This window comes from Sphingobacterium humi (assembly GCF_009768885.1).
Taxonomy (GTDB): domain Bacteria; phylum Bacteroidota; class Bacteroidia; order Sphingobacteriales; family Sphingobacteriaceae; genus Sphingobacterium; species Sphingobacterium humi.
Genome location: NZ_WSQA01000006.1, coordinates 174,671 through 188,872 on the forward strand (window position 1 = coordinate 174,671; position 14,202 = coordinate 188,872).

General features: G+C 43.9%; 10 protein-coding genes. 5 read left to right on the plus strand and 5 right to left on the minus strand.

What is annotated here, in order from left to right; all coding sequences use genetic code 11:
* Window positions 1-98: 98 nt before the first annotated feature.
* Window positions 99-2,429 carry a glycoside hydrolase family 95 protein gene (locus GQF63_RS09945; RefSeq protein WP_160369078.1) on the minus strand — a complete coding sequence of 777 codons (2,331 nt, stop codon included), beginning with the start codon at window positions 2,427-2,429 and terminating at the stop codon, window positions 99-101.
* A gap of 1 nt (window position 2,430) precedes the next feature.
* Window positions 2,431-4,332 carry an alpha-L-fucosidase gene (locus GQF63_RS09950; protein ID WP_160369079.1) on the minus strand — a complete coding sequence of 634 codons (1,902 nt, stop codon included), beginning with the start codon at window positions 4,330-4,332 and terminating at the stop codon, window positions 2,431-2,433.
* 735 nt (window positions 4,333-5,067) lie between these two features.
* Between GQF63_RS09950 and GQF63_RS09955 the strand changes: the two genes are divergently transcribed.
* Complete coding sequence (locus GQF63_RS09955) at window positions 5,068-6,240, plus strand: trans-sulfuration enzyme family protein (protein ID WP_160369080.1); 1,173 nt, start codon at window positions 5,068-5,070, stop codon at window positions 6,238-6,240.
* 66 nt (window positions 6,241-6,306) lie between these two features.
* Here GQF63_RS09955 and tpx read toward each other — a convergent pair whose 3' ends face one another.
* Window positions 6,307-6,804, minus strand: a complete 498-nt coding sequence (tpx, locus tag GQF63_RS09960; RefSeq protein ID WP_160369081.1) for a thiol peroxidase — start codon at window positions 6,802-6,804, stop codon at window positions 6,307-6,309.
* A gap of 174 nt (window positions 6,805-6,978) precedes the next feature.
* On the opposite strand from tpx, the gene GQF63_RS09965 reads away from it, so the two are divergent.
* The 4 genes from GQF63_RS09965 to recA all read left to right on the plus strand — a co-directional run bounded on the left by GQF63_RS09965 (window position 6,979) and on the right by recA (window position 11,411).
* Window positions 6,979-8,199, plus strand: coding sequence for an OmpP1/FadL family transporter (locus GQF63_RS09965; RefSeq protein WP_160369082.1), 1,221 nt, complete (start codon window positions 6,979-6,981; stop codon window positions 8,197-8,199).
* A gap of 17 nt (window positions 8,200-8,216) precedes the next feature.
* Window positions 8,217-9,524: an SGNH/GDSL hydrolase family protein gene (locus tag GQF63_RS09970; protein WP_160369083.1), complete on the plus strand. Its 1,308-nt coding sequence runs from the start codon at window positions 8,217-8,219 to the stop codon at window positions 9,522-9,524.
* 70 nt (window positions 9,525-9,594) lie between these two features.
* On the plus strand, window positions 9,595-10,266 hold the full coding sequence (nth, locus tag GQF63_RS09975; RefSeq protein WP_160369084.1) for an endonuclease III: 672 nt from the start codon (window positions 9,595-9,597) through the stop codon (window positions 10,264-10,266).
* A gap of 119 nt (window positions 10,267-10,385) precedes the next feature.
* On the plus strand, window positions 10,386-11,411 hold the full coding sequence (recA, locus tag GQF63_RS09980) for a recombinase RecA (RefSeq protein WP_160369085.1): 1,026 nt from the start codon (window positions 10,386-10,388) through the stop codon (window positions 11,409-11,411).
* 132 nt (window positions 11,412-11,543) lie between these two features.
* On the opposite strand, the gene pruA is transcribed toward recA, so the two are convergent.
* Together pruA and GQF63_RS09990 are read right to left on the minus strand one after the other, a co-directional pair.
* Window positions 11,544-13,178, minus strand: coding sequence for an L-glutamate gamma-semialdehyde dehydrogenase (gene pruA, locus GQF63_RS09985; protein WP_160369086.1), 1,635 nt, complete (start codon window positions 13,176-13,178; stop codon window positions 11,544-11,546).
* Between the two features lie 337 nt (window positions 13,179-13,515).
* On the minus strand, window positions 13,516-14,124 hold the full coding sequence (locus tag GQF63_RS09990; protein ID WP_160369087.1) for a superoxide dismutase: 609 nt from the start codon (window positions 14,122-14,124) through the stop codon (window positions 13,516-13,518).
* Window positions 14,125-14,202 lie beyond the last annotated feature (78 nt).

Genomic DNA, 14,202 nt, shown 5'->3' on the forward strand with positions numbered 1-14,202 from the left:
AAGGCCTATTCAAAACCAATAAGCCTCCACAAAAAAGCCCGGTTTGTTCGGGAGTACCATACCGAACAAACCGGGCCATGCGGCGTTTGTAACAAATCTTATCGTCGACTTGCCACGATGTCTCTAAATTCACCGTTCAGCAAAACCTTAACAGGCTTTGCATCGGCGTTGAGCACCTTATAATGCTGCACTTTCCCATCCTTCCATTGAATATCTACAGTAAAATTACCACGGGCTTTTAAGCCCTTCACTTCGCCGTTTGGCCAATGACTTGGCAAGGCGGGCAGTAAATGAATATAACCATCATGGCTTTGCAACAGCATTTCAGCAATACCTGCCGAGCCGCCGAAATTCCCATCTATCTGAAAAGGAGGATGCGCACAGAATAAATTCGGATAGGTTCCGGCGCCAGCACCTGCATAGCTATTGGCACCAATGGCGGCCGGGCGCAGCAATTGCCGCAATATTTCTAAGGCATGGTCGCCATCGTGCAACCTGGCCCAGAATAACACTTTCCATGCCCGCGACCAGCCCGTTCCCTCATCCCCACGTACGGCCAAGGTTTTCTTCGCCGCCTCCGCCCATTCCGGACTACTTACCGGCGAGATAAAGGCCGCCGGATATAAGCCATACAAATGGGAAACATGGCGATGCTGCGGATCGGTTTCCTGGTAATCTTCCAACCATTCCATCACCCGCCCCGAAGGACTAATTTGAACCGCCGGAGGAACCTGCGTTAAATCCGCCTTTAACGAAGCCGCAAAATCAGCATCCGTATTCAATACCTGCGCGGCAGAAATCACCGACTCATACAATTCCCGAACAATCTGATTATCGATGGTAGGGCCCATCACCACCGAGGCACGCTTGCCGTTGGTCATAATAAAACCGTTCTCCGGTGATACAGATGGCGAAGTAACCAGCCATCCCGTTTTCGGATCTTTCACCAAAGTGGCTTTATAAAATGTGGCTGCACCTTTTAATATGGGGTAAATCTCTGCTAAATAAGTCTTATCCTGCGTAAATTGATAATGTTCCCAAAGGTGGTTGCACAACCATCCGGAGGCTGTGCTGGCGCCCCAAGACGCATGCTCGCCAGGAGCCGTATAGCCCCAGATATTTGTAATCATGTAAGACACCCATCCCGGCGCATTATAATAGGCTTTTGCTGTTTTCTTGCCCTCCTTCGCTAATCGTTTGATCAGCTCAATAAAGGGTTTATGATATTCTGAAAGATTACTCACCTCCACGCCCCAATGGTTCATTTGGGCATTGATATTCAAGTGATAGTCACCATTCCATGGGGTTTGAATTTCATGCGCCCATAAGCCCTGTAAATTTGGAGGCAATGCTTTGGCCACTTTTGGCGCGGTAGAGGCTAAACTCAAGTAGCGCCCAAACTGATAATACAAGGTCGCTAAGCCCGGATCGGAACTTGGCTTCTCGTAAAAATTAGCCAAGCGCTTGTCTGTAGGCAGCTTACTATAGCTTTGATCGCCTTCCAGTTTCAGGCTTACCCGATTGAAGAGGGGTTGATAGGCCTTTAGATGCGCCTTCGACAGGTTTTTAAAAGTCTTGGCGGTTAATTGTTGCATTTCCTTAGCCACATAAGCTTCCGGATCATGCCCATAATAATCGGTACTGGCCACAAATAAGATCGTCGCCTCATCCGCCTTCTTCAGTAAAATCTGATTATCGTAATTACTGATTTCCCCACCTTTGGCAAGCACTTTAATCTTGGCGGCAAAACGTATGCCCTGCCCGTCTTTGCCATCCGGTAACCAGCCCGAAATGCTAATTTCATTGCCATTAATACGATGCGATTTCACCTGCTCATCTCGGTAAAAATGAAGCGCAAAGCCAATGGACTTCCGTTTATCTGCCTGCAGCTGAATGACGCCTGCATTTTCCGCAAAGGATGTAAAATAGGTCCGCTCATAATTTACCCCATCCGATCGGAACCGGGTATGGGCTTGTGCCGTTTCCAAATCCAAGGTCCGCTCGTACTGCTCAATATCGCCCAAATCAAAATGCAGGATATTTAAAAAGCCAAAATTCTGATAACAGCCATAGGGCGCATTGGCACCCTTGCCACCAGCAGAACCAAGACCGGTACATACGAAGTTTTTATTCACCAAGGCTTCGGCCTGATCGTTTTTCCCCGCAAATAAAAGCGATTGAATTTCCGAAACACTGCGATGTGCCTGGTAATTATTGGCGTCTTGCGGACTGCCCGACCACATCGATATTTCATTTAAAATCACTTGTTCTTCCCCGGGGCCACCATTGGGCATCATACCGATTTGTCCATTCCCCAAGGGCATGGACTCCTCCCAGTATTCGCCATAATTATCGTACCTCAGCTTTAAGTCCTGCCCCAAAAGTGTACTGCTTAAGCCGAGTGCTAGTATTGTGCAAAAAATCCTCATATTAATCCATCAATAAATCAAACTCTGCCACTGAGAATTGCTTATCCCCACTTAAAATTTCCAAAGGTTCAAAACGGATGTAATGCGCCTCTATGGCTTTCGGAAAAGCAATCGTCTGTACCGTAGCATTTGCTTTAATATTCGAAAACTCACCGCTAGCCATCAACTCCCATTGCTTGCCGTCTACACTGGTATACAGCTTAAACTTCGTCGGGATGCCCTGCAATTTTCCATCTTGCCGAGGGACGTATTGCAACCCGGAAATCAATTGCGTTTTCGCCAAGCGCAATTCAATATACTTACTGCGACTAAGGCTACTTTGCCATATCGTTTGCAGGTTATCATCCAGCGCAAAATGGGCTTGCTTATCGGCCGAAATCAAAGTCAACTCTTTTTTGGCAACTCTTTTTCTGTCTATCGTTTGGCTCGCAAATACCGCATCGGCCTCTTTAAATAGGGCAAACTCACTTAAAGTCGGTGCTACCGGCGCAAAGAGCTTCACTTTTAAACGTTGCGCCGTCACCGGTTCTGCTAGCTTCAATATTCTATTAGCGCCGATGCTGCTAGCCTTCGCTAAGGACTGCCAACCTTGCCCATCCCAACGATAAACGGCTACACTATCCAGGCGTTGGCCAAGTTTAATGTTCTCTCGAATACGAATAAGATCAAATGTTTGCGACGAGCCCAAATCAATTTCCAGTTCCGGTTGCAATTCCAAATCGTCTGCCGCATAATAAGAATAGCGATCGGCATCGAACAGATTTGCCGTTCCGAAACGCTGATTATTGCCACGTACATTACTGGCTTTTGCTGTAGCCTGTGCCGCCAGGTTAACGCTAAATGTTTGTTTCAGTTTTTGGCCAAAAGCCTTCAGCGATAGGATATCGTTATCATGCAGGTATCCCTCCGGCATAGGTGCCAGCCCCAGGTTCATGCCTCCTCCGCGGCCCACCGATTTTAAATAGATCTCAAATAGCTGATCGGGGGTTTTCACTTTATCGTTCTCGCGTTCGTGGTAAAACCATCCTGGTCGCAGGGGCACGTCACATTCCGCCGGAATCCAGAATTTGCCATTACGGTCGCCCGTTCCGAGGTTGGCATTATCCACCTGTCCCGGCACCGGTTTCTGCCCGTCTAAGGTTCTTGGCGTAATGGTTGCCCAGCTGGTTTCCGGGGCAAATCCTTTCTCATTGCCTACCCAACGCATATCGGGACCCACATCCGAGAAAATCATTGCCATAGGCTGTAATTCTCGAACAATGGGCCATGTTTTTTCGTCCCATTCATAATAGCTGGTCCGGTCTATGGTTCTTTTTTCATTTTTACCCCCATAATAGCCATCGCCGCCATTGGCACCATCATGCCAAGAGGTAAACAGGTCGCCATAATTGCTCATCAATTCCCGCAACTGCGTGCGGTAAGCATCCGCATAGGCTTTGCTGCCATAGCGCACATCGTTCCGATCCCAGGCAGAGAGGTAAAGCCCAAATTTCAAACCCTGATCGTGCGATGCTTGCATAAATTCTTTAACCATATCGCCCTTGCCCTGCTTCCATGGCGAACTGGCCACAGAATAGTTAGTCGTGCTTGTTGGCCATAAACAAAACCCATCATGGTGCTTGGCCACGGAGATTAATCCTTTAAATCCACCAGCAACGCTGGCTTCCGCAATTTGGCGCGCATCGAAATGGCTCGGATTAAAAAGCTTCGGATCCGCGTCGCCAAATCCCCACTCTTTATCTTGAAAAGTGGTTGGCGTAAAGTGAATTAAGGTATACATTTCCATTTCGTGCCATTGCAGTTGTCTGGCGCTAGGCAAAGCTCCATAAGGAGCAGGTTCGCTCTGCGAAAAACCCAAAAATGGAGTTAAAAGTAATAAAGAAAATAGGCTTGATCTTTTCATAATGCAAATTGAAGGTTCAAGATAAAGATTATGTAAAGGATTTATGGAAAATAGAGGATGCTTATCATGTGATTTTGAATAGTTATAAAGGATTTATCCTTGGTTAGTAAAAGAAATTATCATTGTGTTATCATCATATTATAAAGTGTTGTCATCGTCTTGTCATCGTGAGCGGAGTCGAACGACTGGTACGTCAGTGCAATCCACCCTACTTAACAACTTTGTTACCAGAACTTTACAAAAATATTTTATTGGTAATTGTCATCAACTTCCAATAAGTTTTACAAACATTTTACCTGCTCACGATGACAGCATGTACCACAACTTTAAACAATGCGTGCCAACGCCTACAAATGACGAGCATTTATAAAGCGTTGTTAATAAAGTTGTGAAATAGGGTGGATTGCATTGACGTACCAGTCGTTCGTGGTTCGACTCCGCTCACCATGACAAATTGATGACAAAGTATTCTAACTACTAAATACTCCATACTAACTACTACGCTACCCCCTTCCTCACCCCTTTCTCACCCCTTTCACACCCGTATCAATCCCCTTTACAATTGGCTGTACAAGGGAACAGCAAGGAAATACCAAAGCCAAAAGAATGGCTAAAATAAAACGAATACCCCTTGAATTGCTGCGCATTACCCTTCGCTACAAGGCGGAAAAAAAATCTAAAATAAATGCTACAAGATTAGTAGTTTATCCATAAAAGTGAATAAATTTGTTTATCATGAATAACGAACAATCCAAGATTATCCGCGAACAGGCCGATCGTTCGGCACTTCGGGAACACTCGGTACCACTATACCTCACCTCTAGTTTTATTTTTGACTCTGCTGAACAAGGCCGGGCCGTTTTTGCCGAAGAGGAAGAAGGCATGGTCTACTCCAGATATGCCAATCCGAATACCACGGAATTTATCAACAAGGTTTGCCTGATGGAAGGTGCCGAAGCGGGCTTAGCCTTTTCTTCGGGCATGGCTGCCGTTTTTGCCTCCTTTGCGGCATTTATGCAAAGTGGCGATCATATTGTTTCCTCGCGTGCTATTTTTGGATCCACCCATCAGTTGTTTACCCAGTTATTTCCACGTTGGGGAGTAACCTGCACCTATGTAGATGCGATTCATCCGGAAGAATGGGAACAGGCCATTCAGGAAAATACGAAGTTTATCTTTTTAGAATCGCCTTCCAATCCGGGCTTAGAATTGGTAGACTTAGCGTGGTTGGGTAGCTTAAAACAGAAGTATCCGCATATCATTTTTGCAATTGATAATTGCTTTGCAACGCCTTACCTGCAAAAACCATTGCCCTTAGGATTTGACTTATCCATCCACTCGGCCACCAAGTATATGGATGGTCAGGGCAGGGTATTAGGCGGTGTTGTGGTCGGAAAAAAAGAATTGATGGATAAAATGATGTTCTTGATCCGGCATACAGGGCCATCGATGTCGCCATTTAACGCTTGGATTTTATCCAAGAGTATTGAAACCTTGGGGCTTCGCATGGATCGTCACTGTTCCAATGCCCTGGCCTTAGCGAAAGCTTTGGAAGCACATGCCGAAATTGCCGATGTTAAATATCCATTCCTCCCCTCGCATCCGCAGTATGAACTCGCGAAAAAACAGATGAAGGCTGGGGGCGGTATTGTGACTTTTGAAGTGAAAGGTGGCAAAGAAAGAGCTTTCCAATTCTTAGATGCCTTAAAGATGATTAAATATACCTCCAACTTGGGCGATGCGCGTAGTATTGCGACCCACCCGGCCACCACCACGCACTCGAAGCTGTCGGAAGCCGAGCGGGAAAAGTTAGGTATTCGCCAAGGTACCGTAAGGCTATCGGTTGGCATTGAAGAACAAGAAGATATTATACAAGATATTTTACAGGCCTTAGAAGCCAGTAAGTAAACGCATGTATAGCAAAAAAGCCTAAGTTGACCTTAGGCTTTTAACATCTTTATTTATCCGAGTGGCTTATAAACTAGCCAGAGCAGCCTCATAATTCGGCTCTTCTACGGTCTCTGCAACCTGCTCGTTATAAATTACTTTTCCGTTTTCGTCAATAACCACTACGGAACGGCTTAATAAGCCGGCTAAAGGGCCATCGCTGAACTTCACCCCATAGGCATCAGCAAAGCTATTATCCTTGAAGTCAGATAAGCTGACCACGTTTTCTAAGCCTTCGGCAGCACAAAAACGAGATTGTGCAAAAGGTAAGTCTTTGGAGATACAAAGCACCACGGTATTGTCTAATCCCGATGCTTCTTCGTTGAACTTACGTACCGATGCGGCACATACGCCAGTATCGATACTAGGGAATATATTTAAAATAACTTTCTTACCTTTGAAGTCGCTCAAGGACTTTGCGGAAAGGTCTCCGGATGTCAATGTAAAGTTTGGAGCAGTATCACCAACTTGAGGTAAATTCCCTTCGGTATGAACTGCATTTCCTTTAAATGTTATTTGTGCCATAATAATGAATAAGATTGTCTGTCCTAAAGATAACCAATAAATCGGCAAATATGTTTGGATGAAAATCAAATCCTTCATTATTATTAAAAATTGACAAAAATTTAAAAATTTAATAAAAAAATGCTATGTTAGCATATTAAATCTAGATTTGAAAAAACGCTAATCAATATTTATATGAAACGATTATTACTCAGTTTGTTATTAGCTTCCCCGTTGCTATTGCATGCTCAGGGTTCACAAGTGAATACGCAAAGCCAGAAAGCTGTTGGTATGGCCGGTGCGGGTTCAGCCTTGTTCATAGATGAAACATCTATATTCTACAATCCTGGAGCCTTAGTAAAGATGGATCATAATGCTGTACAAGTGGGCGCCAGCGCGGTGATGTACCGCTCGGCCTTCCGTGAAGCCGGAAGCAACCAAGTACACGATACTAAATTTCAAATATCGCCTCCATTTGGCGCATACGCGACTTTTGGCCCCAAAAATGCCTGGTGGAAAGCCGGTATTGGGGTTTATACACCTTTTGGTGGCGGCGTAGATTGGGGTAAAGAATGGCCAGGACGCTTTTCTTTAACGCATCTTTCCATGCGTGCTATTTACATTCAACCGACCTTAAGCTTTAAAATCACCGAGCAATTTAGTGTGGGTGGTGGTTTTGTCTATAACATCGGTTTGGTTGATTTGGGGCGTGCCCTTCCTGTCTTCTATCCAGATGGCTCGGCCGGTCAAGCAACCTTAAAAGGAACCGGAACAGGCATGGGATATAACTTAGGAGTACATTATAACCTGGAAGATCAGTTTGCTATTTCCTTGAGCTACCGTTCCAAAGTTGTTACAAAGTTGAAAGATGGCGATGCAACGTTTGAGGTACCCGGATCTTTAGCTGCTAATTTCCCGAATGGTAAATTTGACGCAGAATTACCCCTTCCTTCCACCTTTAATGTGGGCATCAGCTTCCCATTATCCGAGAAAGTAGATGCCGCTATGGATGCATCTTTCATTAATTATGACATCTACAAGGAACTGGTATTTGACTACGCAAACAACACCCCGGTATTGCAAGACACGCGTTCGGCGAAAAAATATCAGAATGCCTTCTCCGGAAAAGTAGGTGTCAATTACGATGTGAATGATAAATTGGCATTACGTGCAGGTGTGGGTTATGTATATACGCCGGTTCAAGGAAAATACGTATACCCGGAAACACCAGATAACAACCGCGCGATGGCGGCTGGAGGTGTAACCTATGCCTTCTCGCCAAAATGGGAAATGTCGGCCGCTTATGTATTCCAACATATCTTAGCCCGTACAACAACCAATGCGGAAACGCAATTACGCGGAACGTATCAAACCAATATTCACGCGCCAGGTATCTCGGTATCCTATAAGTGGTAAGCCTTAATTGAAAAACAATGAAAAAGAATTTTAAATACTATATAGGACTTGCAATTTTAGGAATTGTAAGTTCATGTAAGCCGGAACTTGAAACCAAAACATTCAGTAAAGGATCTGCCGATTTCTCCAGCTTTATTGCCGTGGGAAACTCCTTAACTTCTGGCTTTGCCGATGGCGGTTTATACCTTGAAGGTCAGCAAGTGGCTTTCCCGAACCTGATGGCGGCACAAATGAAAGCTGTTGGTGGCGGCGAATTTACCTCGCCATTCTTTAGCGTAGAGCAAGCAAACGGTTCAGGTTATATTCGTTTAGTTTCTTTAAAAGATGGCAACCCGGTTACTGAACCTGTGACCGATAAAGTAGCTGTTCGTGGAGCGAATCCGGCTGGAAAACCATTATACACGAAATTCACGAACCCGATTCAGAACTTAGGCGTACCAGGCATGCGTTTGGATATGGCCTTTGCGCCAGGCATTGGTACGGTAATGGGTAACCCCTATTTTGAGCGTCTTTTACCAGATAATACCCCAGCTACCTTAACCTATCAAGCTTATGCAGCTGGACATGCACATACCTTCTTCTCCTTTTGGTTAGGAAACAATGATGTATTGGGTTATGCCACAAATGGTGCGGTGAGTACCATAGACGTGAATGGTGTTCCTGTAGAGGACCCAACCAAAGCGTTAATCTCCCTACCGGTATTTACAAACCTGTATACCAAGTTTATTGAAAGCTTAACCCTTAAACAAGAAAAAGGAGTTGTAGCAACAGTGCCCGATGTAACAGCGGTTCCATTCTTCAATACGGTGACCACGGCACGTTTAAGCGCAGCCATTCAAGCGGGATCGCAGGGAAAGGCCAAAGATGTTTACATTAAAACGAAAACAACCGTACGCGCAGCTACAGATAAAGATCTATTCCCATTAACCTTCAATACAGCTATGCTGATGCAAGGCGTAGGTACTTCGCCTTTAAATCCGGTTCCGGATAAGGATGTATTGGATGCTGACGAGGTGAAATTGGTAGCCCAGCGCGTTGTTGATATCAACAAAGAAATCAAACGCATTGCCGCCAGCAAATCGCTTGCCGTAGCGGATGTTTATACCTTCTTAAACAAAGTGAAAACAGGCTATGTCTATAATGGCATCCTGATCAGTTCGGCCTTTATTACAGGAAATGCCTTCTCTTTAGATGGTATTCACTTAACGCCGATGGGAAATGCAATTGTAGCAAACCTATTTATCGATGCGATTAATAAAACCTATAGTTCATCGCTTCCAAAGGTAGATATCTCTTTATATAGAGGTGTGAAATACCCGAACTAAACATTAAAAATCATATAGGAATAGGGCTGCCCATTGGTAGCCCTATCTTTTTTTATTCGTATCTTTGACTATGCTGAAAAAAGATAGGTACAAAGCTTTTGTGGCGTATTTTTCGACCCATAACCCAGATGCCCAGACGGAGTTAAATTACGGGAATCCCTATGAATTACTCGTGGCGGTGATCTTATCGGCGCAATGCACCGACAAACGGATCAACCAGGTGACCCCGGCTCTTTTTGCGCGCTTTCCAGATCCGGAATCGCTGGCGGCAAGCTCGGTGGATGAGATATTTACCTACATCCGATCGGTGAGCTATCCGAACAATAAAGCCAAGCACTTACATGGCATGGCCCAGAAGCTATTGGCTGAATTTAATGGCGTGGTTCCAGAACAGGTAGACGATCTGATTAAACTTCCGGGGGTTGGGCGCAAAACAGCCAACGTTATTTCCTCCGTTGTTTACCATAATCCGGCGATGGCGGTAGATACGCATGTGTTTCGGGTGAGCAGACGCTTGGGCCTAACCTCCCGCGCCACGACGCCCCTAGCTGCGGAAAAACAATTGGTTAAAAACCTACCCAAAGATACCATTGCCATGGCCCATCATTGGCTGATTTTACATGGCCGCTATGTATGCTTGGCCCGCAAACCCAAATGTGAGGAATGCAAAATCAGTTATTTTTGTAAATACTATGCACAAACGCATAAAATTGTGGAGGTAGCAGAAGCCAAAGAAGCCTAGGCCTCTTTGAGATAGCGAACTAAGAAGACAAGCTAAAAACAAAATAAACTAATTTTTTTAGCATAAAATTTGGAGATAAGCAAACTATAAATTACTTTTGAATACGATATACTAAAAATATGAGCAACGCAGATAAATTAAAAGCATTACAGCTGACCTTAGATAAGCTAGAGAAATCCTACGGAAAAGGAACCATTATGAAATTGGGTGATTCAGCGGTTGAACCGATAGAATCTATTTCCACAGGATCTTTAGGCTTAGACATCGCCTTAGGTATTGGCGGTGTTCCTAAAGGACGTGTTATCGAAATCTATGGCCCTGAGTCTTCAGGTAAAACTACTTTAGCGACTCATATTGTTGCAGAAGCACAGAAAAAAGGAGGTATCGCCGCTATTATTGATGCGGAACATGCCTTTGATAAATATTACGCACAGAAATTAGGAGTTGATATCGAGAACCTTTTGATCTCGCAACCGGATAATGGTGAGCAAGCCTTAGAAATTGCCGACAACCTAATCCGTTCAGGTGCTATTGATGTAATCGTGATTGACTCGGTTGCCGCATTAGTACCTAAGGGTGAGATTGAAGGAGAAATGGGTGAGTCTAAAATGGGGCTTCAAGCACGATTGATGTCACAGGCGCTACGTAAATTAACTGGTACGATTGCAAAAACAAACTGTTGTTGTATTTTCATCAACCAGTTGCGCGAGAAGATTGGCGTGATGTTCGGAAATCCGGAAACCACTACCGGTGGTAATGCCTTGAAATTCTATGCTTCCGTTCGTTTAGACATCCGTCGTACTTCGCAGATTAAAGAGGCTGATGAAGTTGCCGGTAACCGCGTGAAAGTGAAGATCGTGAAAAACAAGGTCGCTCCTCCTTTCCGTATTGCTGAATTTGACATCATGTTTGGCGAGGGTATTTCCAAAGTTGGTGAAATCATCGACTTAGGTGTAGAATACGGCATCGTGAAAAAATCAGGTTCTTGGTTTAGCTATGGCGATACCAAATTAGGACAAGGCCGTGATGCAGTGAAAACCCTCTTGCTTGATAATCCGGATTTAATGGATGAATTAGAAGGGAAGATTCGCGCACAAGTATCAGGGGTTGATTTAGATCAGGCTCAAGTACAAGGAGAAGATTAATCTTTTTACAATCATATTCCCGCTAGGTTTCATAAAAAGGGAGAAAAACAGCAGTCGTTTCCGACTGTTGTTTTTTTTTTGCATAAAAAAAGGAGGCCGAGCCTCCTTCTTATAGGGTTAATTCTTAACGCCTTATTCAGCGGATAAGAAAGGATATCTGTAATCTGTATCTGGATTAAAGGTTTCTTTAATCGTTCTTGGCGATACCCAACGTAAAAGGTTGATCATCGATCCGGCTTTATCGTTTGTACCGGAACCACGTGCACCACCAAATGGTTGCTGACCTACCACGGCACCTGTACATTTATCGTTAATGTAGAAGTTACCTGCAGCATGACGTAAAGCTTGGCTAGCCTCTGCAATGGCGTAACGATCTTGCGAAATGATGGAACCTGTTAAGGCGTAGATGGATGTGCTATCTACCAATTTCAAGGTTTCTGCCCATTTCTTATCTTCATATACATAAACCGTTAATACCGGGCCAAATAACTCTTCCGATAGGGTTTCGTAATCACCAGTCTTGGCTTCAATAACCGTAGGCTCGATAAAGTAACCTGTCGATTTATCATAACCTCCACCAATAATCACTTCTGCATCTTTAGAATCTTTCGCTCTATCGATGTATTTGGTAATTTTATCAAAGGCTTTCTCGTCGATTACGGCATTGATAAAATTGCTGAAGTCTTCGGTTCCGCCCATTTTGAAAGATTTAATATCTTTCTCCATCATGGCTTTCAACTCTTTCCATAAGGACTTAGGCACATAGGCACGGGAAGCCGCTGAACATTTCTGACCTTGGAATTCGAAAGCACCACGCACTAGCGCAGTATTCAATACATTTAGATCAGCAGATGGGTGAGCTAAGATAAAATCCTTACCTCCTGTTTCACCAACAATACGTGGGTAAGTTTTGTAAAGATGGATGTTCTCGCCAATGGTTTTCCAAATGTCCTGGAATACGCCGGTAGAACCTGTAAAGTGGATACCTGCGAAATCAGGGTGTTTAAAAATTACATCGCCGGCATCAGGACCAGAAACATACACCAAGTTGATAACACCATCAGGTACACCTGCTTCTTGGAAGATCTCCATCAACACATTAGCCGAATAGATTTGTGCGTTGGATGGTTTCCATACCACCACATTCCCCATCATAGCTACCGAAGTAGGTAAGTTTCCGGCAATAGCGGTAAAGTTGAATGGCGTTAAAGCAAATACGAAACCTTCTAATGGGCGTTGCTCCACGCGGTTCCATACATTTTTAGGGCTGATTGGCGGTTGTTGTTCGTAGATTTCAGACATGTATTTCACGTTGAAACGTAAGAAGTCTGCAATCTCACATGCCGAGTCAATCTCTGCCTGGTAAGGGTTTTTCGACTGACCTAACATGGTCGCCGCATTCAATTTATAACGGTATTTGCTGGAAATTAATTCCGCAGCTTTTAAGAAAATAGCAGCACGTTGCTCCCACGCTAGGTTTTCCCAGTCTTCTTTGGCCGCTAATGCCGCATTGATGGCATCCGTCACATGAGCTTTTGTACCTTGGTGATAGTAACCTAATACATGTTTATGATCGTGCGGAGGGGTGATTTTCACTTTTTTATCGCTTCTCACCTCTTTCCCAGCAATATACATAGGAATATCAATTTCCGTTGCTCTGGCAGCAGCGATTGCTTCTTTCAACAAGCTTCTTTCTTTGGTTCCAGGAGCGTAGCTGTATACAGGCTCATTGGTAGGAACTGGAACATTAAAAAATCCTTTTAACATAATTAAATCTATTTTATGAGCTGGCTAACATTGCTTAAAAACCAATAGGGTTTAGGCTTAACCAGCGTTTCAATTACAAATTATTTCTTGGTAGCAGCACGTTCTATGGCGAAAAGGGTATTGGAATAACCTGGTCATAGTTAACGCATTTTATACCAGCACGAAATTACTTATTTTCCACAGGAGAATTAAAACTTATCTATCCCATTTACAAACATATATTGTCGTATTCGGGGCGGCTTACGCAGCATAAAACTTAATATCAGCATATAAAAAAAACGAACAAGGTTGCCCAAGTTCGTTTTTAATTAATTTTTAAAGCTAAAAAGCGAGTTGCTTATTTTGCTTGGGCGTAACGCTCAGCAACAGCATCCCAATCAATCACATTGAAGATGGCGTCTAAGTAGGCTGGGCGCTTGTTTTGGTATTTTAAGTAATACGCATGCTCCCAAACATCAATACCTAAGATTGGTGTTCCTTGTACTTCGGCCACATCCATTAATGGATTGTCTTGGTTTGGCGTAGATGTTACGGCTAATTTACCATCAGCACCAACAATTAACCAAGACCAACCTGAACCAAAGCGCGTAGCGCCTGCTTCTTGTAGTTTTTTCTTCAATTCATCAAAGGAACCGAATGTTTCATTAATTGCTGTTGCTAATTCACCCGTTGGCTCACCGCCTTTATTTGCACCTAACACCGTCCAGAACAATTTGTGGTTGTAGTGACCACCACCGTTGTTGCGAACTGCTGCTGGGTATTTGCTAATGTTTTTGATAATGTCTTCTAGAGAAGCATTTTCAGCATCAGTACCGGCAATAGCTTTGTTCAAGTTATCTACGTAAGCTTGGTGATGGCGATCGTGGTGGATTTCCATGGTTGCTTTATCGATATGTGGTTCTAATGCGTCTGCTGCGTAGGGTAACGCTTCTAATTGAAATGCCATAATTATATATATTTAATGAATGTTTATGATCATAAATAAGATACACGAAGATAACAAAATTGATAGAGTATAGTTTGG

Coding starts and splice junctions, on each gene's coding strand:
- GQF63_RS09945 (WP_160369078.1), bottom strand. CDS start 2,429: ATGAGGATTTTTTGCACAATACTAGCACTCGGCTTAAGCAGTACACTT.
- GQF63_RS09950 (WP_160369079.1), bottom strand. CDS start 4,332: ATGAAAAGATCAAGCCTATTTTCTTTATTACTTTTAACTCCATTTTTG.
- GQF63_RS09955 (WP_160369080.1), top strand. CDS start 5,068: ATGAATAACGAACAATCCAAGATTATCCGCGAACAGGCCGATCGTTCG.
- tpx (WP_160369081.1), bottom strand. CDS start 6,804: ATGGCACAAATAACATTTAAAGGAAATGCAGTTCATACCGAAGGGAAT.
- GQF63_RS09965 (WP_160369082.1), top strand. CDS start 6,979: ATGAAACGATTATTACTCAGTTTGTTATTAGCTTCCCCGTTGCTATTG.
- GQF63_RS09970 (WP_160369083.1), top strand. CDS start 8,217: ATGAAAAAGAATTTTAAATACTATATAGGACTTGCAATTTTAGGAATT.
- nth (WP_160369084.1), top strand. CDS start 9,595: ATGCTGAAAAAAGATAGGTACAAAGCTTTTGTGGCGTATTTTTCGACC.
- recA (WP_160369085.1), top strand. CDS start 10,386: ATGAGCAACGCAGATAAATTAAAAGCATTACAGCTGACCTTAGATAAG.
- pruA (WP_160369086.1), bottom strand. CDS start 13,178: ATGTTAAAAGGATTTTTTAATGTTCCAGTTCCTACCAATGAGCCTGTA.
- GQF63_RS09990 (WP_160369087.1), bottom strand. CDS start 14,124: ATGGCATTTCAATTAGAAGCGTTACCCTACGCAGCAGACGCATTAGAA.